This is a genomic window from Luteibacter sp. HA06 (genome assembly GCF_054061215.1).
Genome location: NZ_JBSSDZ010000001.1, coordinates 545,930 through 571,760, shown reverse-complemented (window position 1 = coordinate 571,760; position 25,831 = coordinate 545,930). Strand labels below are relative to the sequence as shown.

At 65.2% G+C, this 25,831-nt stretch carries 19 protein-coding genes and 2 pseudogenes; 7 read left to right on the top strand and 14 right to left on the bottom strand.

The features are described from left to right. The first annotated feature begins 19 nt into the window (after nt 1-19). Both ACVWWJ_RS02480 and ACVWWJ_RS02475 read left to right on the top strand, forming a co-directional pair. Nucleotides 20-1,390: a glutamate--cysteine ligase gene (locus ACVWWJ_RS02480; RefSeq protein ID WP_159890144.1), complete on the top strand. Its 1,371-nt coding sequence runs from the start codon at nt 20-22 to the stop codon at nt 1,388-1,390. Between the two features lie 17 nt (nt 1,391-1,407). Then, nucleotides 1,408-2,097, top strand: coding sequence for a UPF0149 family protein (locus tag ACVWWJ_RS02475; RefSeq protein ID WP_456966648.1), 690 nt, complete (start codon nt 1,408-1,410; stop codon nt 2,095-2,097). Between the two features lie 103 nt (nt 2,098-2,200). On the opposite strand, the gene ACVWWJ_RS02470 is transcribed toward ACVWWJ_RS02475, so the two are convergent. Beyond that, on the bottom strand, nt 2,201-3,628 hold the full coding sequence (locus ACVWWJ_RS02470) for an outer membrane protein transport protein (RefSeq protein ID WP_159890140.1): 1,428 nt from the start codon (nt 3,626-3,628) through the stop codon (nt 2,201-2,203). A gap of 234 nt (nt 3,629-3,862) precedes the next feature. On the opposite strand from ACVWWJ_RS02470, the gene ACVWWJ_RS02465 reads away from it, so the two are divergent. Beyond that, a complete protein-coding gene (locus tag ACVWWJ_RS02465) occupies nt 3,863-4,165 on the top strand; it encodes a YcgL domain-containing protein (protein ID WP_159890156.1) in 303 nt (100 codons plus the stop codon). Nucleotides 4,166-4,255: 90 nt separating this feature from the next. After that, the gene (locus tag ACVWWJ_RS02460) at nt 4,256-7,681 is read left to right on the top strand and encodes an ankyrin repeat domain-containing protein (RefSeq protein WP_456966647.1); all 3,426 of its coding nucleotides are present in this window, start codon (nt 4,256-4,258) and stop codon (nt 7,679-7,681) included. Here the strand turns inward: ACVWWJ_RS02460 and ACVWWJ_RS02455 are convergent. The 8 genes from ACVWWJ_RS02455 to ACVWWJ_RS02420 all read right to left on the bottom strand — a co-directional run bounded on the left by ACVWWJ_RS02455 (nt 7,678) and on the right by ACVWWJ_RS02420 (nt 18,020). Next, nucleotides 7,678-9,486, bottom strand: coding sequence for a monovalent cation:proton antiporter-2 (CPA2) family protein (locus tag ACVWWJ_RS02455; RefSeq protein ID WP_159890137.1), 1,809 nt, complete (start codon nt 9,484-9,486; stop codon nt 7,678-7,680). The genes ACVWWJ_RS02460 and ACVWWJ_RS02455 overlap by 4 nt on opposite strands. 135 nt (nt 9,487-9,621) lie before the next feature. Further along, entirely contained in the window at nt 9,622-10,611 is a 990-nt protein-coding gene (gene hemB, locus ACVWWJ_RS02450) for a porphobilinogen synthase (protein WP_159890135.1), read from the bottom strand. 81 nt (nt 10,612-10,692) lie between these two features. Next, a complete protein-coding gene (locus tag ACVWWJ_RS02445) occupies nt 10,693-11,460 on the bottom strand; it encodes a heme ABC transporter ATP-binding protein (protein WP_456966646.1) in 768 nt (255 codons plus the stop codon). Beyond that, nucleotides 11,457-12,494, bottom strand: coding sequence for a FecCD family ABC transporter permease (locus ACVWWJ_RS02440; protein WP_456966645.1), 1,038 nt, complete (start codon nt 12,492-12,494; stop codon nt 11,457-11,459). The genes ACVWWJ_RS02445 and ACVWWJ_RS02440 overlap by 4 nt, the downstream gene beginning before the upstream one ends. After that, nucleotides 12,491-13,399 (bottom strand): heme/hemin ABC transporter substrate-binding protein, encoded by a 909-nt coding sequence (locus ACVWWJ_RS02435; RefSeq protein WP_456966644.1) that lies wholly within the window; start codon nt 13,397-13,399, stop codon nt 12,491-12,493. Before ACVWWJ_RS02435 ends, ACVWWJ_RS02440 begins: the two co-directional genes overlap by 4 nt. Beyond that, the gene (locus ACVWWJ_RS02430) at nt 13,362-14,438 is read right to left on the bottom strand and encodes a hemin-degrading factor (RefSeq protein ID WP_456966643.1); all 1,077 of its coding nucleotides are present in this window, start codon (nt 14,436-14,438) and stop codon (nt 13,362-13,364) included. The genes ACVWWJ_RS02435 and ACVWWJ_RS02430 overlap by 38 nt, the downstream gene beginning before the upstream one ends. A 13-nt stretch (nt 14,439-14,451) precedes the next feature. Beyond that, nucleotides 14,452-16,758, bottom strand: a complete 2,307-nt coding sequence (locus tag ACVWWJ_RS02425) for a TonB-dependent hemoglobin/transferrin/lactoferrin family receptor (protein WP_456966642.1) — start codon at nt 16,756-16,758, stop codon at nt 14,452-14,454. Nucleotides 16,759-16,922: 164 nt separating this feature from the next. After that, nucleotides 16,923-18,020 carry an ABC transporter ATP-binding protein gene (locus ACVWWJ_RS02420; protein WP_456966641.1) on the bottom strand — a complete coding sequence of 366 codons (1,098 nt, stop codon included), beginning with the start codon at nt 18,018-18,020 and terminating at the stop codon, nt 16,923-16,925. 225 nt (nt 18,021-18,245) lie between these two features. On the opposite strand from ACVWWJ_RS02420, the gene glk reads away from it, so the two are divergent. Beyond that, nucleotides 18,246-19,286, top strand: coding sequence for a glucokinase (gene glk, locus ACVWWJ_RS02415; RefSeq protein WP_159890123.1), 1,041 nt, complete (start codon nt 18,246-18,248; stop codon nt 19,284-19,286). A 9-nt stretch (nt 19,287-19,295) separates the two neighbouring features. Here the strand turns inward: glk and ACVWWJ_RS02410 are convergent, their stop codons facing one another. The 5 genes and pseudogenes from ACVWWJ_RS02410 to secB form a co-directional block, all read right to left on the bottom strand. Then, on the bottom strand, nt 19,296-19,580 hold the full coding sequence (locus tag ACVWWJ_RS02410; RefSeq protein ID WP_456966640.1) for an addiction module antidote protein: 285 nt from the start codon (nt 19,578-19,580) through the stop codon (nt 19,296-19,298). 23 nt (nt 19,581-19,603) lie between these two features. Beyond that, a pseudogene (locus ACVWWJ_RS02405) lies at nt 19,604-19,879 on the bottom strand (type II toxin-antitoxin system RelE/ParE family toxin); the annotation flags it as partial. An 86-nt stretch (nt 19,880-19,965) separates the two neighbouring features. Then, nucleotides 19,966-22,975: pseudogene (locus tag ACVWWJ_RS02400) on the bottom strand (DEAD/DEAH box helicase). A gap of 121 nt (nt 22,976-23,096) precedes the next feature. Further along, complete coding sequence (locus tag ACVWWJ_RS02395; protein ID WP_456966639.1) at nt 23,097-24,134, bottom strand: NAD(P)H-dependent glycerol-3-phosphate dehydrogenase; 1,038 nt, start codon at nt 24,132-24,134, stop codon at nt 23,097-23,099. 3 nt (nt 24,135-24,137) lie between these two features. Beyond that, entirely contained in the window at nt 24,138-24,629 is a 492-nt protein-coding gene (gene secB / locus ACVWWJ_RS02390; RefSeq protein ID WP_046966536.1) for a protein-export chaperone SecB, read from the bottom strand. Nucleotides 24,630-24,933: 304 nt separating this feature from the next. On the opposite strand from secB, the gene rpmB reads away from it, so the two are divergent. Both rpmB and rpmG read left to right on the top strand, forming a co-directional pair. Continuing rightward, nucleotides 24,934-25,170 (top strand): 50S ribosomal protein L28, encoded by a 237-nt coding sequence (gene rpmB / locus ACVWWJ_RS02385; RefSeq protein ID WP_046966535.1) that lies wholly within the window; start codon nt 24,934-24,936, stop codon nt 25,168-25,170. A gap of 11 nt (nt 25,171-25,181) precedes the next feature. Further along, complete coding sequence (rpmG, locus tag ACVWWJ_RS02380) at nt 25,182-25,346, top strand: 50S ribosomal protein L33 (protein WP_046966534.1); 165 nt, start codon at nt 25,182-25,184, stop codon at nt 25,344-25,346. Nucleotides 25,347-25,831: the final 485 nt, after the last annotated feature.

The window sequence follows — 25,831 nt, the reverse complement described above, 5'->3', positions numbered from 1 at the left end:
CCTAGTCCAAGGAAAGTCCGTGTCCATACCCAGCGCCGCCAAGAGCACGCCTATCGGCGACCGTAACGATCTGGTCGCCTACCTCGCCGCGGGCGAGAAGACGCGTGATAAATGGCGCATCGGGACCGAGCACGAGAAATTCGGGTTCTATACGGATGACCTGACCCCTCCGCCCTTCGACGGTGACCGTCCGGGTATCCGCCAGTTGCTCGAGACGCTGGCCACGCGTTTCGGGTGGGACGTCGCCCGTGAAGGCGAGACGCCGGTCGCGCTGACCAAGGGCATGGCCAACATCACCCTGGAGCCGGCCGGGCAGCTGGAGCTCTCCGGCGCGCCCCTGCATTCAATTCACGAGACCTGCGATGAGGTCACCGAGCACCTGAAGGAAGTCCGCTCGGTTGCCGAAGAGCTCGGCATCGGCTTCTTTGGCATGGGCTTCCAGCCGAAATGGCGTCGCGACCAGATGCCGTGGATGCCCAAGGGCCGCTACAAGATCATGCGCGAGTACATGCCCAAGGTCGGCTCGCTCGGCCTGGACATGATGACGCGCACCTGCACGGTGCAGGTCAACCTCGACTTCGCGACCGAAGCGGACATGGTGAAGAAGTTCCGCGTGGCGCTGGCCTTGCAGCCGATCGCGACCGCGCTCTTCGCCAATTCACCGTTCACCGAAGGCAAGCCGAATGGCTACAAGTCGTACCGGTCGCATGTGTGGACCGACACCGACGGCGACCGTACCGGCATGCTCGATTTTGTCTTCGAAGACGGTTTCGGCTACGAGCGCTACGTCGACTACATCCTCGATGTGCCGATGTACTTCAGCTACCGCGATGGCAAGTACGTCGACCTCTCCGGTCAGGACTTCAAGAAGTTCATGCGCGGCGAGCTGGCCGCCCTGCCGGGTGAGAAAGCGAACATGAAGGACTGGGCGGATCATCTGACCACCGCCTTCCCGGAAGTCCGCCTCAAGCAGTACCTGGAAATGCGTGGTGCCGACACCAGCACGTGGAACTCGCTCTGCGCCCTGCCCGCCTTCTGGGTCGGTCTGCTGTACGACGACGTGGCACTCGATGCCGCGTGGGACCTCGTAAAAGACTTCACACGGGCCGAGCGCCACGCCCTGCGTGACGGCGTACCGAAGGATGCCCTGGCGCTGCGCTTCCGCAACCATAGCGTTCGCGAGCTCGCGCTCGAAGCGGTGAAGATCGCGTCGCATGGCCTGAAGCGTCGCAACGTGCAGGGTCACCGGGGCACCGACGAGTCGATCTACCTCGAGCCGCTGGAAGAGATGGCACTCTCCGGCAAGACCCAGGCCGATACCAAGCTCGAACTGTTCCACGGTCGCTGGAACGGCAGCGTCGATCCGATTTTCACTGAATACGCCTACTGAGTCCGCCCGCTATGCAGATGACTGAAACGAAACTGGGCCGCCTGGACGACCTGCTCGCCTCGACCAACCGCTATTCGCTGGAGGCGCTCGACGGCCTGTTTTCGGCCGCCCACGTCGGACCGGCCGAGGTAAATGTGGACGATTGCATCGCCGTGCTCGAGCTCGGCGGTGCGACGCCATGGTCGTCGGAGGCCGAGCACGACGAGGCCTATGAGTTGATGCAGGAGTTCTGGCAGGTCATCGCCGATCGCGTCGCGTCGGACCCTGTCGCCCTGGGCGAGGAATCGCTTCCCTTCATCGACTCGCCGGAAGAGTTCGACGATATCGAAGACGTCAGCACCTATACGGGCGACTACCCCATCGCGAGCGACTGGGCGCTGGGTTTTCGCTTCGCTCTCAACGAGTGGGGCGAGGACTGGGACGCATGGATGGATGAGAGCCTCTATCCGTTCATGGGTATGCTCATGACGCTGTCGGCGGACCAGACCGAACCGACGCCGGATATGCCGGCGCTTCCCCTGCCGTCGTTCGAAGAGCGCATGGGGTTGCTCAATGAAATTCCGTTCCAGCTGGCGGCGCTTTATAAGCGGCGTCATCCGCAGCACGGGCAGACGGTGAAGCGCGATCCTTCGAAGGTCGGGCGGAACGATTTGTGTTCGTGTGGGAGTGGAAAGAAGTTCAAGAAGTGCTGTGGGAGCCAGGGCTGAAAAGCATCGCCGCTGAAGCGGCTCCCCCATTTCTTCAAGCATAAAAAAAAGCCTCCCCGTTGCCGGGGAGGCTTTTTCGTTTCAGGCCTTGCTGATCAGGAGATCAGAATGCGTACTTGGCCGACACGCTGAGCAGGTTGCCCTTGTCGTCGCTCTCGCCCGCAATGCGGTCGAGGGTGGCGCTTTCGCCGCCGGCGATGTGCGCCTTATTGACGAAGATGTGGGCAAAGCCCGCATTGATCTCGAGACGATCGGTGGCCTTGTAGCCCAGACCGAACGCGAGCCACTTGCGGGTGGAGTCCGGCACGCGCACGTCGCGGTTCTGGTCTTCGGTCGGCGTGGTGTCGACAGCAACACCGCCGCGCACCGTGAACTTGTCCGTGACGTAGTACTCGCCACCGACCGACACGAACCAGCTGTTATGCCAGCCGAAGTGCTCGTTGTTCTGCGGCTGGTTCGGGTTCGCGAAGTTGACGGTGAGGTCCTCGAAGGAATCCCACTTGGTCCACGATGCATCGATACCCCAACCGAACTTCGAAGCCTGGTGCCAGTAGCTGGCGGTCGCCACGGCGGGCGTGGTGAAGCCGGCGGTGCCTTCGGTGTGGGTGAACGGCGGCTGGCCGCTGCCGAGCAGCGCGCCGACGGTCGGGTTCGACAGCACGGCAGTCACATTCGACGGCTGCGTGAAGTTACCGGTGCCGTCGAGCGAATGCTTGATCTTGCTGCGGTAGTTCAGCGCGAGGCGATCGGTATCGGTCAGACGCCAGAGGCCACCGACCTGCCAGCCGAAGTTCCAGTCGGAACCCTTGATACGGGCGACGCCGTCGCTACCCGGCGGGACGACGGTGGCGTACTGCTGGGCAAGCGCGCGTGCGACGAGCGGCGAGATCTCGCCAGCCGCAGCGGCCTGCTGGATGAGGCCGAGGCCGACGGTGTTGTAGTTGATCGCGCTGGTCAGCTCGGCGCTGGTCTTCTGCGCGATGAGGCTGGCACCGATGGCGAAGGTGTCCGTGATGTCGTACGAACCCGACAGCGTGGCATCGAACGACTTGAAGTCGGACTTGACGCCGTTGTAGCGGCCCTTCCAGTCGGAGTCATAGTCGGTCTTGAAGCCGAACGGCGCGGTCAGGCCAAAGCCGATATGCGCGCGGTCGCCGACCTGGGTGGCGAAGTACAGCGCCGGAACCGGAATGGTCGTGCCAGCGTCGCCGCCGTTGCCGCCGGAGATCGGGCGACCCTGCGCGTCGGTCGCGGTACCGTTGAACTTGGTGCTGAAGTTGATGCCGGTCACGTCGGCCTGGATGACATTGCCCTTGAGCAGGGACATGGCAGCCGGGTTGTTCACGATCACGGAGGCATCGTCACCCGCGGCGGCGGAGCCGGCGAAGGCGCGACCAAGCGCGGCAGCGCTGTTTTCCTTGAGCTGGAAGGCACTGGCGTGAGCGGCCTGGGGAGCCACCAGCGCGCCGGCGATGGCCAGCGAAAGGGCGGCGATGGCCAGCGGACGGGTGTGGAGGTTCAGCTTCAACATTCGGTGGGGCTCCTGCTTCTGTTCTGCTCTGGGTCGACGTCGCGATCGCGGAAAACGCAAAATTTATCCGTTTTCATACGCGCGTTTAACAATCTGGGGTGGAACTCTGGACGACTTGACGAGAAATTTGCAAGTGCTAATGCAACAAAGGTGTAACGGCAGGGGTTTAGACCACTGCAGGAGGCTCCCTCTTTTGGTAGGGTGGTGAGCCGAACCGCAAGCGAGACTGCCGTCATGCACTGCTACGTCTACGCCAGCCTGCGAAAGCCCGACACCTACGTCTGGATGACCCGCCGCGACGGGTTCGAGATGCTTCCGGAACCCCTCGTTCTCCTGCTGGGTGAGCTCCGCTTCGTCCTCGAAGTGGAGCTGACGCCGCAACGGAAGCTGCCTCACGACGATTCCGACCGCATCCTGACCAACCTCGGCGGGTGCGGCTGGCACCTGCAGACGCCCTCGAACGAAACGCTCACCGTCTGCAACCAGCCCAACTTCAATCGGCAGATCGACCCCGACCAGACGCTCGTCCGCGCCTGACCCGGCCGAATACGCCCATGGGCAGATCGCGTAGCGCGGGTTAACGCCGCGTTACCGCGCCACCCCTGTGCCGTCCGTATACTCCCGCGCATGGCCAATCCCAAACGTCGACGACCACCGCTGATCAAGGCACTGCCCTGGTTTCTCCCCGCCCTTGCCGCTGTTGCGTGCGCCGGGCTGACCGCTTCGCCGCTTGCGCTGATGCCGCTTCTGCTCGCCAACGCCCTGGCCATGGGCGCGGTGTGCCATGCGATTGGCTTCGATCCGGAGCAGAGCTACCTGCGCACGACACTGCGCCGTGGGTCGGCACACGTGGTGATCTTTACGATCTACACGTTCGTTGTCTTCGTGCTCGTCGCGTGGCCCCTGCTGGAATTGACCAAGGCGCCGAGCCTCTGGGCAGCCCTGGTGCTTGCAGCGACCCTTGTCGTCGCGCTTGCTGTCCTGTGGCGTGTCTGGCCGGCGTTCGGCCTGCTCTTTCTCTGGGACGACGCGTATCCGGAAGACAGCAACAGCGGCTCATGGATCTTCACGGCCGTCGCGCGATCCGTCTCGTTCGGTCGCCACCTCTCGGCGGAAGAACGGTTCTTCACGCATTTCGTACCCGCCGCCCTTGGCTTGCTGATCCTCGCCTTCTGCGCCGTGGCGTTATCCGGCCTGTACGGCGTCTTCCCGTCGGAGATGCGAATTGCCGCGCTGGCTATCTACGGCGTGGTGCTTCTGCCGGCCTGCGGCATGATCATCGCCAACCGTACGCTGCGTGCGCTGCTCTGCGATCACCGCGGCCATATCCGCACGGCACGGGCCGAGCCGCGCCGGGAGCCGATCGTCGAGGTACCGGCCACCCCCGCACCTATTCCCGTGCTGTCCAGCGAAGAGAGCCAGCCGGGCGTGCGTGACCGTGCGTTGCTCTCCGCCGCGCGTGAAGGCGACATCGCTCGCGCCGTGGCGCTCGTCGAGGCCGGAGCCGATCCCGACATGGGCGCGGAGCCGGGCGACCGCGACCAGCGCCCCGTGCTCACACTGGCGGCGCTGTCACCCGATATCCGGTTGTTGCGTTCGCTCATCGCTCGTGGCGCTCAGGTCAATCGCGCACAAAATGGCGTTACTGCCCTGCTCGCGGCCACGCGTGACAGCTGGCATGGCCGCCCCGAGGCCGTCCTTACGCTGCTGACCAATGGAGCGAACGCGTCGGCCACGGACGCCGAAGGCAACACGCCACTGCATGGCGCTGTGCTCGGCGCCGAACCCACCGTAGCCGCGATGCTCCTCGACGCGGGCGCGTCCGTCGACGCGGTGAATGCTGCCGGCGACACGCCGCTGGCGATTGCTTGCCGGGCGGCCAACTGGGCGCTTGCGCGCTTCCTGCTCGAGCACGGTGCGAAGCCGGCGCCGGTCGGGGGTGAACCCGCCCTTGTCGCGGCTGCGGGTATCGCGGACGACGATGCGGAAGGCGTGAAGGTGCTGCTCCGGCACAAGGGTCCGGTCAACGCGGTCAATGCGTCGGGCCGCACCGCCCTCATCGCCGCTGCCGCCGAAGGCCACGAGCAAATCGCACGCGCGTTGCTCCAGGCCAATGCCAATCCGAATCTTGCCGATCGCCACGGCACGACGGCGCTGATGGAGGCCGCGCGCGCGGGCGCCCACGGCATCGTCCAACTGCTCGCCGAAGCCAACGCCGATGCGTCGCCGCGAGACGGCCATGGCCGTGACGCACTCACTCTTGCCAGCCAGTCGCCACGCGCGCAGGCAGCGACCGTTCGCGCCCTGCTCGCTTTGGGAGCGCAGCCGAAGGAGCCCGGCGCGGACGGTCGAAGTGCCCTGGATCACGCGGCCGCCGCAGGACGTTGGGATTTTGTCGCCCTGCTCGATCCGGGAACACCCTTGCCGACCTCGCTCAGTGAATCCGTCGTGCCGGAAGCAGGCGCCGATTCGCCGATGCACCTCTACGACGCGCTGCGCTTCGGCCATTGGGCCGTGGCATCGACATTCTCCGCCAAAGTGCGCGAGTGGCCCGCCGAGGAACTCGCGGCGCTGTACGTCGATCTTGCCGGCGCAGGCTTCGAATCGGGACGCGCGTGGCTACTCGATCACGGCATGAGTGCCGAGGCACGCCTGGCCGTTACGGCGGACGAAGGCAACGCACCTGGTCGACGTCTCTTCGATGCCCTGCTGCCGCAGCTGCCCCAGGCCGCCGACGCGCTACTGCAGCTGATGCGGGCAGGCGCAACGCCCGCAGGGGCGGGGCTGCTCGGCCAGGCCATCTGTCGCCTCGACGGCGCCGATGAGCGCCTCACGCTGGCCATGCTCGAAGCCGGCGCCGATCCCTTCGGCGCCGACGCCCGTGGGCGCACACCCGTGCACATGGCCGCCGCAACCGGCCGCGTGGCCCTGCTCGGCGCGCTGCTGGCCCGCGGGATGGATCCGAACGTGCGCGACGCGGGCGGCCGTACGCCGCTCCATGCGGCGCTCGAACAGGGAGGCGAGAGTCTCCCGCTGGTTCGCCTGCTGGTAGCGAGCGGCGCCGATCCCGAGGCCGCGGACGTCAACGGCGAGACACCTTACGGCCTGGGCATCGGTCACGGCGACGTGGAACGCTGGTTGAGCTGGGCCACGTGGCCGTTGCCGCGGCGCGCCCTTCGCGCCGCCGATCTCCCCGCCGCAGCCGGCGCCGGCGACACACAGGCCGTCGATCGCCTCCTCGAACTTGGTTTCGGCGTGGACACACGTGACGCACAGGGAGCCACGGCACTCCTGCGCGCCGCCGGCGCCGGTCAGCGTGACGTGGTCGCGCATCTGCTATCCGCAGGCGCCGATCCGACCATCGTGGCAGCGTCGGGCATTACGCCGCTGGCCGCCGCCGTGAACGCGCGCCGCGAGAGCGTCGTCGAGCTTCTGCTCGCGCAGGGTGTCAGCGTCGACCAGCGCCTACCCGGCGACGCTACGGCGCTCATGATCGCCGCCACGCTTGGTTATCCCGAAATCGCCGACACCTTGCTCGCCCATGGTGCCGACGCGAACGCCGAGGACGCGCACGGCCATACCGCCCTGCACGCTGCGGCCCAGTTCTGTTTCGGCGGCACGGACAGCCTTCGGGCCCGTCGCCTGCTCGACATCGTCATCGGCAAGGGAGCCGATGTGAACAAGGCGGACAAGGACGGCGCCACGCCGCTGCTGCTTCTGCTCGGCGCGCACATGCGCCCGGGCAGCACGGCCGATGCGACCCATCTCGGCGCACTGGTTCCCGTCCTGCTCGATGCCGGCGCGAAGCTCGAACACGCCGACCATCGCGGCGTCAGCGCACTGCATGCGAGTGCCATGCACGCCCTGCTTCCGCCGGCTCGCGTGCTACTGCATCGCGGCGCCAACCGGAACGCCGCGGACGCATTCGGCCGTACGGCGGGCGACGTGGCGCGTCACCTGGGCTTCGTGGATATCGCGCACGAACTGGGCACGCGCGTCGGCGCCATACCCAGCGTCCGCCAGACCCTGCGCCAGCCTGCCCAGCCGGACTAGTGATCTTCCTCGCGCACCCGCTCCTCGACCGCATCGGCTTCGAACAACTGCTGCAGGTCGTGGAGCGCATCCTTCGTGCTCTGTACCAACGCTGCATCGTCGTCGTACACGAGGTACTGCGCGCGTAGCACCTGGCTGTCGTGCTTGCGGAAGCGATCGATGCGTGCCTCGACGACTTCGGGGGGCATGCCCAGGGACTCGAGCACGTGGCGCGTCATCTCGAGACTGGAGTAGAAGGTCTCGCGCACGGGGTCTTCCACGCCGATATCCATCAGGCGGAAAACGTGCTGACGGTTTCGCGCACGGGCAATGATCTTGAGGTTCGGGTACTGCCGGCGAACGAGGCGGGCCGTGCGGATGTTCGCTTCGGGGTCATCGGTGGCGATGACGAACACCTCTGCCTTGTCGGCCTGCGCCGCGCGAAGCATCTCAGGACGGCCCGGGTCGCCGAAGAACAGCGATGTACCGCCGAACCGGCGCGAGGTCTCGACCTGCTCGACCGAGCTTTCCAGGGCCACGAACTGGATCCCCTGCGCACGCAGTACACGCGCCACGATCTGACCCATGCGACCGAAGCCGGCGATGATAACGCGCGGGGTGTCCGCTTCGATCGTATCGAAGGCGCGATCGGGCTTGCGCACGCGCTCGTGCACGAGCCGCGAAGCCGCCAGCACGAGCAACGGCGTCAGCGCCATCGACAGTGAAATAGCCATGACCATCAGACCACGCTGGCCGTCGTCGATGAGGCGATTCTGCTGGGCGAGGTTGAGGATGACGAAAGCGAACTCACCGCCGCTGGCCAGCACGGCGGCAAGCCGCACCGAATCCGCCGACGTCAGCCCGCCGACGAGCTTGCCCAGCGGTACGATCAGGAAGGCCTTCACCGTCAACAGCAGGGCGACCATGCCAAGGACGAGCAAGGGCTGCGCAACCAGCAACGCAAGGTCGACCGACATACCCACGCTGACGAAGAACAGGCCGAGCAGCAGCCCCTTGAACGGTTCGATGTTCGATTCGAGCTCGTGGCGGTATTCCGAGTCGGCGAGCAGCAGGCCTGCGAGGAAGGCCCCGAGGGTGGTCGAAATCCCGGCCAGTTCCATCAGCCAGGCCGTACCCATCACCACGAGCAGCGCGGTGGCGGTGAAGACCTCGGTGCTCTTCGCGCGGGCGACGAAACGGAAGACGTGCCGCAACAACAGGCGACCGCCGACGATGACGGCGAAGATCGTACCCACGACGCGAATGACGCTCATGATGTCGGGCGCGTGCGTGTCACGCGCCAGCGCGCCGCCAAGCAGCGGCACGGCAGCAATGAGCGGGATGGCCGCCAGATCCTGGAAAAGCAGGATGGCGAAGGCCTGACGACCATATACGGTGCCGGCTTCCTTGCGTTCGGCGAGAATCTGCAGACCGAAAGCCGTCGACGACAAGGCGAGGCTTCCGCCGACAATTACCGCCGCCTTCCAGGTCAGGCCGAACAGGAAGTAGCCCATGGCCCCGATGGCGAGTCCGCAGGCGAACACCTGCAGGCTGCCGCTACCGAATACGGCACGGCGCATGACCCAAAGGCGCGAGGGCGACAACTCCAGGCCGATGACGAAGAGCATCAGCACCACCCCGAAATCGGAGATGGTGGCGACGCCTGCCGTATCGCTTACCAGCCCGAGGACGGATGGGCCAATGACCACACCCGCCAGCAGGTAACCAAGGACGGCACCGAGACGGAAGCGCTTCGTAAGCGGCACGGCAACCACCGTCGCCAGCAGGAAGACAACTGCCGTCTCGAGAAAATGATGTCCATCCATCCCGTGACTCCCGAAAGATCGCCTTCGATTATGTCACGGGCACGCTCTGGCGATTTGGACGAAACAGCTATGGCGGCTTCTACGCTACGTTGGCTTTTCGCCGCTGAAGCGGCTCCCACATGATTTCCGCCTGGCCTAGGCCTTCAACCACCGGGCCACATCAACAGCAAAGTACGTCAGGATGGCATCCGCACCCGCGCGCTTCATCGCAAGCAGCGACTCCATCACCACGGCTTTTTCATCGAGCCAGCCGTTCTGCGCCGCGGCCTTGATCATCGCGTACTCGCCACTCACCTGGTAGACGAAGGTCGGCGCACCGAAGGTGTCTTTCACGCGGCGCACGATGTCGAGATACGGCAGGCCAGGCTTGACCATGACTGCATCCGCGCCTTCGGCGAGGTCGAGTTCCACCTCGCGAATGGCCTCGTCACTGTTGCCGACGTCCATCTGGTAAGTGTGCTTGTTGCCCTTGCCAAGGTTTGCCGACGACCCCACGGCATCACGGAACGGTCCGTAGAAGCTGGACGCGTATTTCGCCGAGTACGCCAGGATGCGCGTGTGGATGTAGCCGGCCTCTTCGAGCGCTTCGCGGATCGCGCCGATACGGCCGTCCATCATGTCGGAGGGAGCCACGAAGTCTATACCCGCTTCGGCCTGGGCCAGCGACATCTTGATCAGCGCCTCGACCGTGGGTTCGTTCATCACGTAGCCGTCGTCGTCGATCAGGCCATCCTGGCCGTGCGTGGTGTAGGGGTCGAGAGCCACGTCACCGATCAGGCCGAGCTCGGGGAAACGACGCTTGAGTTCCCGCGTGGCCCGCTGGAACAAGGCGTCCGGGTTCCAGGCTTCGCGCGCGTCTTCGGTCTTCGCGGAACCATCGACCGACGGAAACAGGGCAAGGGCAGGAATACCGAGGGCGACACACTCGGCACCGAGCTTGACCACCTGGTCGATGGACAGGCGCTCGACACCCGGCATCGAAGGGACCGGCTGACGCACGCCCTCGCCCTCGACGATGAAGGCCACCATGATCAGGTCGGACACGGTAAGCACGTTCTCGCGCATCAGGGCGCGGGAGAAAGCGTCGCGGCGCATGCGGCGCATACGGACGGCGGGGAAGGTCATGGGACGGCTGCCTGCTCAGTAGCGATCCCGCCATTTTACCCCCCGCCGGGCCCATCCCGGGGCGCCAAAGCGTCGCAGCCCTCAGAGGGCGTCGATCGCGCCTCCCACGCGGCGCACAAGCGGGATGCCATAGATCTCCGATAACAGCGCCGGATCCAGCGCCTCGTCGGGCTCCGCGTGACGCAGCAAGGCCCCGTCGGCGAGCACGGCGACCTCGTCGGCATAGCGGGCGGCGAGGTTCAGGTCGTGTAGCACGGCGACGACCCCGAAGCCGGCGACTGCGCAGGCTCGGGCCCGACGCAGGATGAAGTGCTGATGCGCGATGTCGAGCCCGGCCTCGGGTTCGTCGAGCAGGATCCATGCCCCCGACCCCGCACCGTCCCATATCTGGGCGAGCACGCGCGCGAGTTGCACACGTTGCTTCTCGCCGCCGGACAACGCCGTATAAGACCGTCCGCGAAGCCCCCATGCATGCGCCGCGCGCAGAGCGGCATCGACGATACGGTCGTCCCGAAGCGCATCCGGCGTGTGCGGGCTACGACCCAGACCCACCACTTCCTCGACGCTGAAACCAAATTCGAGGTCGACGCGCTGCGAGAGCATCGCGCGACGTCGGGCCAGTTCGCGAGGTTGCCACTCCGCCAGCGATCGGCCATCGAGCATGACCTGGCCATGGTCAGCCTTCAGCAGACCCGCCATCGTCGACAGCAGCGTGCTCTTTCCTGCTCCGTTCGGGCCGACCAGAACGAGCAGCCGGCCCGGGCTTGCCGTGAGTGACACGTCACGCAGGATCAGCCGGTCGCCACGCTCCACGCGGACGGCCCTGGCCACTAATGCGTTCGTCGTCATCGCATGCCCTCCCCGACGCGGCGGCGAAGCAGCAACCAAAGGAAGAACGGTCCGCCGACCAGAGCCGTGAGCACACCGATCGGCAGTTCACCGGGCGCCACGACGGTTCGCGCGAGGGCATCGGCGGCGACCAGCAGTATCGCGCCGCCCAGCGCCGATGCCGGCAGGAGAAACCGGTGATCCGGGCCGAACACCATGCGCAGCAGATGCGGCACCACCAGGCCGACAAACCCGATCACTCCGGAGAAGGCGACCGATGCCGACACGGCGAGCGCCACCAGCCCGACCAGTGCGGGCTGCAGTCGCTCGGGCCGGAACCCGAGTAAAGCCGCCTCACCCTCCCCCAACAGCAGCGCATTCAGGGCATGCGCGGCCCTGGGCAGGCACAGCAACGGAATCAGTATCCATGGCGCGACCGTCGCCACCCGCGTCCAGTTCGCGCCGCCCAGACTACCCAGTGACCAGAAGGTCAGGTCGCGAAGCTGGTTTTCGCTGGCCATGTAAGTCAGCAGGCCCACGCCCGCCATCGTGACCGCATTGATCGCCACCCCGGCGAGCAACAGGTTGGCGACGCCCGGACGGCGACGGCCCAGCACGTAGACGAACGACGTCGCCGCCAGTCCACCGACAAACGCAAGCAGCGCCACCAACCAGTGACCCGACGAGCCGCAAAGCACGATGGCCGCGACCGCACCCAACGCCGCGCCCGCGGATACTCCGATCAGGCCGGGATCAGCCAGGGGATTACGAAACAGCCCCTGCATGGTCACGCCCCCGCCTGCCAGCGCGGAACCGACCAGCATCGCCAGCAGGAGACGTGGCAGGCGCAACATGAGCACGACGCGATCGTCACCGCTTGCTGCCGCGCCGCCAAACCAACGCGCGATCGCTCGCACGACCTCGCTGGCGGGGATGTCGATCGCCCCATGCGACAGGCTCCACAGCGCCGACGCAACAAGCAGCGCCACCAGCGCGACCAGGGCGGTGCGTCGGCGAGAGCGCGGCCTGCGCAGGACGGCGCTCACGGCATTCATGGTGCAACCGCAGCCAGGTAGCGCTGCAGTTCGCTTGCAGCCGTCGGCATGCGCGGCCCGAAACCGAGCAGGGCCTGGCCTTCGACGAAGTAGATGCGCTTCGCCTTCCCCGCCGGCGTGTCTGCTATGCCGGGCAGTTTCAACACACCGCCGATCCCTCCGATCGAGTCTTCCCGCTCCTTCATCAGCAGGATGACGTCGGGTTTCATCGCTACCAGCGCTTCGGGCGATACCGCCTTGTAGCCATCGACGCCAATCGCGACGTTCTCACCGCCCGCAAGAGCGATCGCGCGGTCGGCCCCCGTGTCCCGGCCCGCCGCCATCGGGCTGCCCTGCCCCGTCGACATCAGGAACACCGTGCGCGGATGCGACGGCATCGCCGACACGGTGGCGGCCAGCACTGCAAACCGATGGCCGACGTCCGAGGCAAGTGCAGCAGCCTCCGTGTCGTGTCCCGTCAGGCGGCCGATCAGACGAATCTTCGCTTCGATATCCGCCGCGTCGCGCGAAGCCGGCAGCGTTTCGATCCGGACGCCGGCATCGTGCAGCTGCGCCATCACCGCAGGCGGGCCCGCATCGTGTGTGGCGAGGATCAGATCGGGACGAAGTGCAAGCACCCCCTCGGCACTGAGCTGCCGCACGTAGCCGACGTCGGGCAGCTTCGTCGCCGCCTCGGGCCAGGTGCTCGTGCTGTCGACCGCCACCAACTCGTCCTGGCCATGGATGGCGTAGACCGTTTCGGTGACATCGCCCCCCAGCGAAACAATACGCGACGCCGCAAGCGAGGACGCCGACGCCGCGAATAACCCCACGAGCAACCCGCCCCCTTGTAGGAGCCGCTTCAGCGGCGAGCTCTTCCCCATGCCCTTATTCATGTCTCGGCTCCAGCTGCGCCAGCAGCGCACGCCAGTCCTCGCGTTCGGGGATACCCGGCTTGCGCTTGCCGAACACCTGCACGATCTGCGTGCCGTCTTCGGCATACAGCTCCAGTGAGGTCACCATGCCCTCAGGTACCGGTTTGCGCACGATCCAGCTACTCGCAATGGCATCCCCGCGCAGGTGCAGGTTGAAGCCGTCGTCGAGCACGTTCAGCCAGGGACCCGCCATCTTCACCGAGTGCACGGGGCCCGTGTGAATCTGCACGACACCGGGTGACCCGACGAAGATCATCAACGGCTCGCCGCCGGAAGCGGCGTTCTCGAGCACCTGGCGCATGGCACCGTCGTCGACGCGCGTCGCGAACTCGCCGCCGACGAGTCGAAGCGCCTGCGTGCGTGTCACCCTGTGCTTCTTGAGCAGCGCGAAGAAATCATGCGGATCACGAAGGGCTCGCCAGCCGTCCCGCAGCGAGTCGACGTTCACGGCGCTGTCGTCGAGGCGCGCGGGCAACGGATCTTCCACCGCAACGCAGTCGATCAGGGGCGACTGCACGGCCGCGGTGTAGCGATGCACGAGTGTGCGCCAGGCGGGACGATTCGTCGCGTCCGTGGCATAGACTTTGTGCACCGCGCGGCCGTCGCCGTCGAAGAATTGCAGGCTCGCCAGCTCACGCCCATGCGAAACCTCGCGCACGGCGAATCCGTAGCGCCAGTGGCGCAGGAAGAGACGCAGGTCGATATCTTCGTCGAGCACGATACCCATGACCCCACCGATGTCGATGTTGTCGTACGTGCCTTTCTTTTCGTGCACGCAGTAGGCATTGCGCGTCAGTGCCATCACGCGACCGAGGCTTGGAAGCTCGCGAATGAGTTCGGGAAGCTCGCCCTCCAGTCGCGTGACTCCGTCACCGACGCGGCTCGCTACCAGTGCGCCTTCGCTCACCCCCAGGCGCTCGGCCGCGTCGCGCGCGCGGAGCCCGGGTTCGGTTTCGCGCAGGCGACGCCAGTCGCTGATCAGTGCAGGAATGTCGATACGTGACGCGGAAGGGGTAGACATGTTTTGCATGGCGGTCGACTCCTCAGAAGGTGTAACGGGCCGAGACGGTGACAGCACGTCCGGGCATGGTCAGGCGTTCGATCTGGGCATTGCGGACCTGGGCGTCGTCGATGCCGCCGCCGGTGGCGACGTTGGTCAGGACGCCGCCATGCAGCGAACCCCAGTCCCAGTACTTGCGATCGGCCAGGTTGGTGAAGCCACCCATCAGTTCCAGCGAATCGATGGGTTTCCAGTGCGCGTAGAGGTCGAGCGTGGCGTAGCCCGGGGCACGGAATGTCGTCGACGTGTCGAGGCGCGACTTGCGCTGTACCCCCTTACCGAGAAGTTCGACGCCCCATGCTTTCGCGTCGTAGGAGATGCCCAGGACGGCGCTCAGTGGATCGACGCTGTTCAACGGCGACCACCCGGACTGACCGACGACCTGCTTGTCGCCCTTCGACGCCGCGAGATTTCCTTCGATGCGCCAGCCCTGCAGTGCATCGACGAGTGCGCCAAGGCGCAGGCCAACCGAGGCTTCCACGCCCTTGATCGTCGCCTTCGGGAAATTAACCGCCTGCATCACGATCAGCAGGTTCTGGTTGAGCGCCCATTGCGGCCACTGGCTCCGGTCCAGCGTGTAGCCGCCATAGATGAAGTTGCGGTACTTGTTGTAGTAAGCGCTCGCAGAGAAGTAACCCAGTTCGCTATTGCCGCGAACGCCGAACTCGACACCCTTGCTTGTTTCCGGCTTCAACGACGGGTTCGGCACGATGCCATACAGGCGAGGCGTGCCCCAGGCGACCGCCAGTTCGTTGTACAGCGGCGGTCGGAATCCCTGTGCGTACTGTCCGTAGACCTCGATCGCGTCGGTGACCGCATAGGACACGCCGAGCTTCGGCGAGAAGCGACTTTTCGTTACATTGCCCAGGCCACTCTGGACGAAGGAGCTGTTGTAATACGGGTCGGCCATGTCCGGCTTGAACGCGTAGTGGTCCCAACGCACGCCCGGCGTGATGCGCAGCTTGCCGTCGAGCAACGCGATCTCGTCCTGTGCGAACAGCGCGTAGCGATCGGTATCGTTGCGCGGGAAGAAGCGCAGCGGATAGTTCTCCGGCATGTAAGGCGTGTTGCTGGAGACAATCCCCGTCCGCACGTCTCTTCCCTGGCCACCGAGGTCGCCGGTAGGCGTGGTGCGCGATGCTTCGATGCCATAGGCCATGCGCTGCTCCACACGGCCGCCGGTGATCGACTTGAACAGGTTCAGCCTGCCGCCGTAGAGGCGTTCATTCAGATCACTGAGGTAGACGCGGTCGTAGGTGGCGTTGCGTGAAGGCACGTTGGCCAGCGTATTCGTCGTCGATTCGGTCTCGGATTTCTGCCAGTACACGTCCCACTCGAGGCGGTCGGCGATGCCGAGGTCGATGTTCGTGTAGCGCTGTCCTACGGAGAAACGTGCACGCGTCGCGCGATCGTCTGCGTGGTCGGTAAGCAGTCGCGTTGTACCGGCCTGACCCAGCGCGCTCAGTACATCGGTGTTGACGTTGTTGCGGTACAAGTCGGCGGTGACACGATCCTCGCGACCCGACGGTGCCACGTGCACGTACTTTCCGAGCACGCTGGTGGTGTTCTGTGAGAGCGGATCGGGCCGGGTGCGCAGGTAGTTCGAGGTGTCGATGTCGCCCTTGTTATTCAATGCGTCACCTTCGCGGTGATCGGCAACGAACACGATGCCATTGGTCGGCGTGCCGCCGGCCAGCGTCAGCGAGGTACCCAGCGAGCGATCCGCGCTGTTGTAGCGTTCCTTGATGGAAACATAGACGTCCTTGCCGTCGCGAAGGTAGTCCGATGGATCCTTGGTCACATAACGAACCGTGCCGCCGAGCGCATCGGACGGATCGAGCGCCGAGGCGGGGCCGCGGGTGATCTCGACACTCTTGAGCCTGTCCGGATCGACGAAGCTGCGACCGGCGCGCATGCCCGTGGTCGAGAAACCGAACGAACTGGACGCCGAAACGCCGTCGGTCAGGATGGCGACGCGGTTACCGTCCAGACCGCGGATGTTGAAGCTGTCCAGGCCCCAGCGACCGGCCGTACCCACGGCGGAAACGCCGGGCTCGTACTTGACGAGATCGCGGATGTCGGCAACGAGGTGGCGGTCCATCTTCTGTCGATCGATGACCGAGACGGTAGCCGGCACGTCGAACTTGAAGGCCGATCCGATGGCGGTGACGGTAATGCGCGGCAGGTCGTCGGTGGCCGTCGTGGGAGCGACGGCGTCGGCCGCGAGGGCAACAAACGGGCAGGCGAGTGCCGCGCCGATAAGCGCAGCGAGGGCGTTCTTTGGCAACACGGTGGTGCTTCCTTCGCAAGGTCGTGCCGGCGAGGGCACGGTTCGGGAGCTTGCGAAGGAGGCATCGTGCCTCCGGCTGGCGGCCGGTTCGGGGGAGTGGTCGCGTCACCCGAGGAGGCGACGTGACGACATCCTAATAAGAATGGTTCTTATTCACAACAAGATCATGCGACGTCGATACGGGCGGTACTTTCCGGATCGAAGAAATGCAGGCGTTCCGCATTGAATCCCAGGGAAATTTCGCTCCCCGGCTGCACCGTGGTGTAAGGCGGAACGCGCGACACCAGCTCGTCGCCGGCATGACGCATGTTGAGAAAAACCTCGTTGCCCACGGGCTCTACGACATCCACGTGCGCCCTGAAGCGCTCGTCCACCGCCTCGTGATCGGCCACAGTGAGGAGGTCTTCCGGACGAATGCCGACCACCAACGGCTTGTCGACGAAGGCAGCCAGCGCGGCCGCATCCGAGCCGAGAAGAACGGTGCCCTCCTTCATCTCCAGGCGCAGCCCCTCCTCGCGGCGCAGCGTTCCGTGGAAGAGATTCATCGCCGGACTGCCGAGGAAACCGGCGACGAAGAGATTCGCCGGTTTGTTGTAGAGATTCATCGGGGTATCGAGCTGCTGGATCACCCCGCCGTTGAGTACCACGATGCGCTGGCCCAGCGTCATCGCCTCGATCTGGTCGTGCGTGACATAGACCATCGTGGCGCCGACACGACGATGAATGCGTGCGATCTCCACGCGGGTCGAAAGCCGAAGCTTCGCGTCGAGGTTGGATAGCGGCTCGTCGAGCAGGAACACCGAGGGATCGCGCACCAGCGCGCGACCCAGCGCGACACGCTGCCGCTGTCCACCCGAGAGGGCGGCGGGACGATGGTCGAGACGTTCGTCGAGGCCCAGCATCTCCGACGCGGTGGCGACGCGCCGGTCGATCTCGTCTTTGGACGCACCACGCAGGCGCAGGCCGAAACCGAGGTTCTCGCGAACCGTCATGTGCGGATACAGCGCATAGTTCTGGAAGACCATGGCGATATCTCGATCTTTCGGCGCGACATCGTTGATGACACGGTCGCCGATCGACATCGTGCCACCCGAGATCGACTCAAGGCCGGCGATCATGCGCAGGAGCGTCGTCTTGCCGCAGCCCGACGGGCCGACCAACACCAATAGCTCGCCATCGGCGATCTCGAAGCTGGCCTCCTTCAGCGCCACGTGGCCGTTCGGATAAACCTTGCGCACCTTGTCCAGGCGGACCGCTGCCATCACTCACTCTCCCGTTGGGTCCCGGGTTGCCAGGCAACTGCCTGCCATTGCCCCGGGCAATGCGGTATTCTGCCGACGTAATCGTTTACGTCAAACTGTCGGTTAGCCTGTCACATCCTGAGAGCCTTGCGTGTGTCAACGCAATGCAGAGCAAACCGTCACTAGACGCCAGCCCCCTCGCGAGGCACCCTTGCGAGCTTCCGTGACATGACAGGTTTCCCAAACATGGCCAACGTGAGCGCGAAGGCGCCTACCCTGCTCGCCGACCTCGGCGGCACCAATGTGCGCTTCGGCATTGCGCATCCGGATGAAGATCAACCGCTTATCCAGGAAAGCGTGCGCAAGTACCACGTCAAGGATTACGCCTCGCTGGGCGACGCCGCCAAGCAGTACTTCAAGGATGCCGGCCACGAGGCGCAGCGCGCCATCATCGCCGCCGCCGGCCGCATCGATAACGGCGAGACCGTCAAGGTCACTAACAATCCCTGGGCCATCTCCGCCAAGAGCCTCGCCAAGGAGCTGGACCTCGAGTGGGTCCACCTGGTCAACGATTTCGCTGCGCAGTCCATGGCCGTCATGCTCATGACGGACGAAAAGACCGCCGACGGCCACCAGGACCTCGTACCGGTCGGCAAGCTGCCCGTTCCGAAGATCGGCGCCAAGGAAGAACAGACCTTCGTCGTCGTCGGCCCGGGCACCGGCCTGGGCGTCGGTGGCCTCCTGATCCGCGGCGACAAGGTCAGCGTGCTGCAGACCGAGGGCGGCCATGCCGGCTTCGCCGCGCACAGCGCCGAGGACATCGAGATTCTCAAGGTGCTCAACCTTCGCTATGGCCGCGTCTCCAACGAGCGCCTGATCTGCGGCCAGGGCCTCGTGAACCTTTACGAAGCCATCTGCGAGATCTCCGGTCAGAAGCCCCAGGAAGGCATCACGCCCGAAGAAATTACCAAGCGCGCCTCCGACACGACGTGCCCCATGTGCGGCCGCGCCGTCGAGACGTTCGCCGGTATCTTCGGCAGCGTCGCCGGCGACCTGGTGCTCACGCTCGGCGCGTGGGACGGCGTCTACCTCACCGGCGGCATGACCCCGATCCTCCTGCCGTGGATCCAGAAGGGCAATTTCCGCGAGCGCTTCGAAGCCAAGGGTCGCTTCCGTGACACGATGGAACAGGTACCCACCCAGGCGATCATGAACCCGGAGCCGGGCCTGATCGGCGGTGCCGCGCTCGCGATCGTCGAAGCTGGCGGCTCGCCGCTTCGTCGGTGAGTCACGCTGTCATGTCGCGCGCAGGTGCAGACCTAGCGCGCGAATGACGCGCATGACCGTAGCGAATTCGGGATTACCGTCCACGGAAAGTGCCCGGTACAAACCCTCCCTCGAAATGCCGGCCGCGCGCGAAACGCGGCTCATGCCGCGTGCGCGCGCAATGTCGCCGAGTGCAGCACGGATAAGACTTCCGTCGCCGGGGTCTTCCTCAAGACTCGCATTGAGATAAGCCATTTGGTCGGCTTCAGTAACGAGGCGCTCCACAGGATCCCATCTCGTGAATTTCTCTTGCATGCGTGCTTGTCCCATGCTTTCGCGAGCTTCGTAGCCCGTAGTATGTCGGTCTGCTGCGTGCACTTATCGCCTCCGCAAAGAAGGACGATAAGTACTGTCGCCCGATGGATGAAATAGATGCGGTAGCCGGGCCCGCAGTCGATGCGCATCTCGCGCACACCTTCTCCCACGTGCTTCACGTCACCAAGGTGGCCGAGCGACATACGGCGTAGCCGGACGTCTATCCGACCTCGTGCTGCGCGATCGCGAAGACCGTTAATCCAACGGTGAAAGGCTTCGCTATGGATGATCTCGTACATGGGCGAAACGTAACCCATAAGTTACGTTATGTGACCCATGGATTACAAGTGGCGCGTGCGCTACCTACGTCAGCCGACGGGCTTTCTCACGCAGACGGCGCCAGCAACGCATCCAGATCGCTCTCGTCGAAGCTCAGCCGTTCGCGGCTGCCGCCGCCCTCGAGCACGGCATCGGCAAGCTCGGCCTTGCGGGCCTTCAGCTCTTCGATACGTTCTTCAACGGTGCCGGCGGTGATCAGGCGATAGACGAATACAGGCTTGTCCTGGCCGATGCGATGCGCACGGTCGCTTGCCTGTGCTTCCGCAGCCGGATTCCACCACGGATCGTAGTGAATGACCGTGTCCGCGCTGGTCAGGTTGAGACCGACGCCACCTGCCTTCAATGAAAGCAGGAAGAGCGGCACTTCGCCGTCCTGGAAACGCTGCACGGGTTCGGCGCGATCGCGCGTTTCACCCGTGAGCGTGACGTAGCTCAGACGACGACGGTCGAGTTCGACCGCGATGAGCTTGAGCATTTCGGTGAACTGGCTGAACAGCAGGACGCGACGACCCTCGGCGAGAAGCGCCGGGAGCATATCCATCAACAGCTCGAACTTGGCGGATTCGCGAACGCCGCGTGCGGCTTCGAGTTTCACCAGTCGTGGATCGCAGCAGACCTGGCGCAGCTTCAGCAGTGCATCCAGCACGATAATGCCGCTGTGTGCGATACCGCGCTGCGCAATGACCTCGCGCAGCTCTTCGGCAAGCGACAGGCGCAGGCTTTCATAGAGATCGCGCTGCTTCGGCTCCATGACGACGCGACGGGTAATCTCCGTTTTCGCCGGCAACTCGGAGGCGACCTGAGCCTTCGTGCGCCGCAGGATGAACGGAGCGATACGGCGATTGAGGCCGCTCCTGGCATTCAACGTCCTGGTGCTTTTCGATCGGGCCACGGTAGTGGCGGCGGAAGGCGCCTTCGTCACCTAGCAAGCCAGGCACGGCGAGGTCCACCTGCGACCACAGTTCGCCCAGATGATTCTCAAGCGGCGTACCCGTCAGGCACAGGCAGCGCGGTACCTTCAACGTAAGCAGCGCGCGACGCGCCTGGGTACGAGGATTCTTAACCTGCTGGGCTTCGTCGAGTACGACGAGAGAAAACGGCTGCTTCTTCAGCGTCTCGACGTCACGCGGGAGCAAGGCGTAAGTCGTGAGGATGACGTCGTACTCGCCCATGTGGGCGAACGTTTCCGCGCGTTGCGGACCGTGCAGCGCAAGCAGACGCAGGCTCGGTGCAAATCGCGCGACTTCGGACACCCAGTTGGGAACGAGACTGGTCGGCACGACGACGAGCGCGGGAGCGGTCAGCGAGCCCGCCTCTTTCAGCGCAAGCAGGTGCGTGATGAGCTGCAGCGTCTTGCCAAGTCCCATGTCGTCGGCGAGCACGCCGCCGGTGCCTGCTTCCGCGAGCGCGTTCATCCAGCGTAGGCCGTCGCGCTGGTAGCCGCGCAGTTCGGCATTGATGCCAGCGGGCACGACATCGCTTGCGCGCTCGCCCGCTTCACGCAAACGCTTGGTGAAGCCACGGAGGCGCTCGGGAGCTTCGAACGAACCACCGCTGGGCAAGGCCTGGACGAGCTCTTCGAGACGGCCCGCCTGAACGCGCGGGAGGTGCAGCTGCTGGCGTGGCTTCTCGAGGTATTCGGCAAGCGGCGCGAGCAAGCCGCGCAATTCTTTCAGACGCACGGGCACACGGCGGCGTTCATCGACCGGCGCGTACCAGACGGAATCTTCCGCCTCACCCGGTGCAGGGCTCAGGCTGAGCTGATGTTCCGCAAGCGCCTGGGCAACGGCCGGCAAGAGGTTGACCCGCTTGCCTTCGACATCGATACCGATTTCCAGATCGAAGGCCCGGTCGGCTTCATCCTCGGCCGCCTTGCCGTACCAGCGCACCGGGCCTTCAAGTACTTCAAAGGGAAAGCTGGGCGCGTACTCGAGCAGGAAGCCGTCGGCTTCGAGCTTCGGTCGCAGCGCCAGCCAACGTGCCGGCGTGTTGACCTCGAGCGCTCCGGCGTAGCCTTTGCCGGGAAACAGCCAGGCGTCGTCGGGCAAGGTGTCGGCCATGTCCCACGGCAGGCCTTCGGTGTCTACGGCCGGATTGAGCCCTGCCGTTTCGAGCGTTTCCATCGTCGACAACTCTTCGGCACGACGACGGCAGATCTCAAGCAGTACGCCATTGCGCACGCGACGCACGAGGGGTTCGCCGCCACGACCGGGCAAGCGCTCTCCCGCGTAGTCGAAGGCGAGTCGGCCGTAGGCGAGCGGCGGCGTACCGGCAGCAAGACGGGCGTGCCGTGTAAGGGCATGCAGGACGAGCACGGGGCGCGGCGACACCTCAGCGCGACGCATCTCCCCGAATACCTGCGGCGCGGGAACGCGCGGCCCCATCGGCGTGGACGCCAGTTCGGCGCGAAACACCGTGGTGTTCTCGGGTGCCAGCGGCGGGAGGTCGAGCCACGCGCTCTCGGCGGGATCGGCTTCGAGCGGGCCCACTTCCGCGTGCTCGGCATCGAGGAACCAGAGCGCGCCGATGCGGAACAGGCGCTGGCTGGCAGGCACGGCCGGCACGAGTTTCTGGCCGCCGTCCTTTTCGAGGTTCCAGCGCCACTTCAACGGATGCGGCTTGCCTCGCGAAAGCTGCAAGCCGGCCACACCGCCAAAGAAGCATGGGGCGGCATCGAGGATATCGGCGAGGAGGTGGTCGCCCAGCGAGCCGGCGAAGCGAGCGTAGCTACGGCTCTTGCGCAAGGTCTGCGGCAGGCCGAGCAGCGTCGCTGCGAGGCGCCGCTCTATATCGCTGAGCGGTGCATCGGGCAGATGTCGGCTGTCCAGCGGAATCGGTCGCGAGTAACGACCGTCGGCTCCGAGGGTCAGCAGGACCGGGGCGACATCGAGGCGTGCGGCGGGCTCGTGGTCATCGTTGATGGCCTCGAGAAAGAAGCCGAGCACACTGCGCTCGCCGGCCACGGCCGGTTCGGCCTGGCCCAGCACGCGTTGCCACGCCAGCGGTAGCGGAGCCACCACGGCATTTCGTTTGCGCTTGTCGTCCGGTTGATGCATCCGTATCGATCCCGCCCGCACGATCAAAACAGGAAGCTTAGCAAAGGCAGCAGAACGTGCCCGTAAGACTTTTTTCCCGGGGATCGCCCCGGTTCAGCGAAGCGGGAGGCGCGCCGCGGCTTCAGCCGCGGCGATTTGGGAAAAGATCGACCGGGTACTCGGGCTTCTGCTGACGCCCCATCAGGGTGCGCAGGCCCTGGACGGGCGTCACTTCGCCATGCAGGACGGAGCGGACGGCCGCCGAGATAGGCAGGTCGAGGCCGTGAAAGCCGGCGAGGCGGGCGACTTCATCCGCGGTGACAACGCTTTCGACGACCTGCCCGATCTCGCGCACCGCGTCGTCGAGCGAGATGCCGCGACCCAGGGCCAGGCCCAGGCGACGGTTACGCGAGAGATCGCCGGTACAGGTGAGGACCAGATCGCCGAGGCCGGCCAGACCCATCAGGGTCTCGGCGCGGGCGCCAAGCGCGACGCCCAGCCGAAGCATCTCGTTCATGCCACGGGTGATCAGGCCAGCGCGGGCATTAAGGCCGAGCTCCATGCCGTCGGCAACACCGGTGGCCACGGCCAGTACATTCTTCATCGCGCCGCCGAGTTCGGCACCCAGGATGTCGTTGCCCGTATAGGCGCGGAAATCCGGCGCGTGCAGAAGCACGGCCAGCTCCCTGCCGAAGGCGTCGTCGGTGGCGTGCACGGTGACCGCACTGGGCAGACCGGCGGCGACTTCGCGCGCGAACGACGGACCGGTAATCACCGCCGCGGGGCGCCCGGGGAGCTTTTCGTTCACCAACTCATGCAGGAAACGACCGGTGCCGGTTTCGAAACCCTTGGTCGCCCACGATATTTTCGTCCCCGGATCGAGCATGGGGATGATGTCGTCGAGCATCGAAGCAAACGCATGACTGGGCACGACGATGAGCACGATGCCGGCACCGCGGACGATCTTCGCCAGGTCAGCCTCATAGCTGAGCTCGATCGGCAGATCGAGGTCCGGCAGGTAGCGCAGGTTACGACGCGACGCGGCCATGGCCGCGAGCGCGTCGGCATCGCGCCCCCACAACCGTGTGGGGACGTCGTTGCGCGCCAGCAGCGCGGCCAGTGCGGTGCCCCAGGAACCGGCGCCGAGGACAGCGACGGTGGGTCGGGAGACGGGAGTCATCACTCAGCTGTTGAGCGTATGGGCCCCGGCGCCCTCGACCTGCTGACGCTGCTGCTCGGCGTACAGGGCGTCGAAATTGATCGGCTGGAGCAGGAACGGCGGAAAGCCGCCTTCCTGGATCATGGCGGAGACCATCTGGCGGGCATACGGGAACAGCAGGTTCGGGCAGTACGAACCCAGGATGCCGTCGCGGTCTTCGCTGGTGAAGCCACCGATGCCGAAGATACCCGCCTGGTGCACTTCGGCGAGATACGCGGTGCGCTCACCCAGGTTGCAGGTAAGGGTGAGGCTGAGGACCACTTCGAACTGCTCGTTGCCGAGGTCGACGGCCTTGTGGCCCAGATTGAGCTGGACCTGCGGCTGGGCCTCGGTCTCGCCCATTTCCTGGAAGACCTGGGGCGCGTTCGGCGCTTCGAAGGAAGCGTCCTTGACGTAGATCTTCTGCAGGACGAGCTGCGGCTGGCCGGCCTGGCCGTTGGGGGTGATGTCTGCCATTGCGTGTTCCTCGGAAAGGCGTCTTGAAGGCGGCTTCGTGCGGAGGCACGAAAGCGGAGATTGTTTCACACAACCCCCGGCGGCGCACAGTCCGGCTTGCGTGAACACGTCGGATTCTGAGAGAATGCCCGGCTTCCCTATGCCACCCCGATTCGTCGGGCAGGTCCGTCACGCGATGCGGGCCTCAAGCGGCGGGAATGCTCCACCCCCTCCAGCCATCGCGTGGCGCCCCCTTTTCATGGGTCGCGGCTGGGCCGATGCCGTCCTGGCCAAAGGGCGGTCACATAATCTAAAGGAGGTCGCCATGGCCCGTAGATGCCAAGTCACCAACAAGGGTGTGCAGACCGGTAACAACGTCTCGCATGCAAACAACCGTACCCGTCGCCGCTGGCTGCCGAACCTGCACGAGCGTCGTTTCTGGGTCGCCAGCGAGAACCGCTGGATCAAGCTGCGCATCTCGAACCACGCGCTGCGCACCATCGACAAGAACGGTATCGACGCCGTGCTCGCCGACCTCCGTTCCCGTGGCGAAAAGATCTAAGGAGATCGAACATGGCTGGTAAGCGTGATAAGCATCGCCTGATCTCCACTGCGGGAACCGGGCACTTCTATACGACGGACAAGAACAAGAAGAACACTCCTGAAAAGATGGTGTTCATGAAGTACGACCCCGTCATCCGGAAGCATGTCGAATATAAGGAAGGCAAGATCAAGTAAGAGCGCTTTGCGCCTTGCAGATCTTCAGGAAACCCGCCGCAAGGCGGGTTTTTTTGTGATTGCCTGCTGCCAGCTCACGCCGCGGCGGGGCCAGAGGTCAGGGCGCGGAGCCTTCGGTGCCTGGACGTCGCGGCGCAGAGCCTTCGGTGCCCACCCTCGCTGCTCAGACACCCCTTCGCGTTTCGTACCGGAAGGCCGCTACCGCGGCTCATGTACTTATTTGGCCTACGGCCGCTCCACTTGTCGGGAACTCGCCTCGAGGGTGGGCACCGAAGACTCTTCCGAACCCTGAGGTTCGTGGGGGTCGAGCTGACGAAGCAACGCCGCTCCGGCTGCTGGCTCTCCCTCCAGCTAACCGTATCGTCGTGAGAGACCTTGGTGTCCACCCTCGAGGCGAGTTCCGGACAAGTGGAGCGGCCGTAGGCCAATAAGAACATGAGCCGCGGAGCGGCCTTCCTTCTCGAACGCGGAGGACTGTCTGAGCA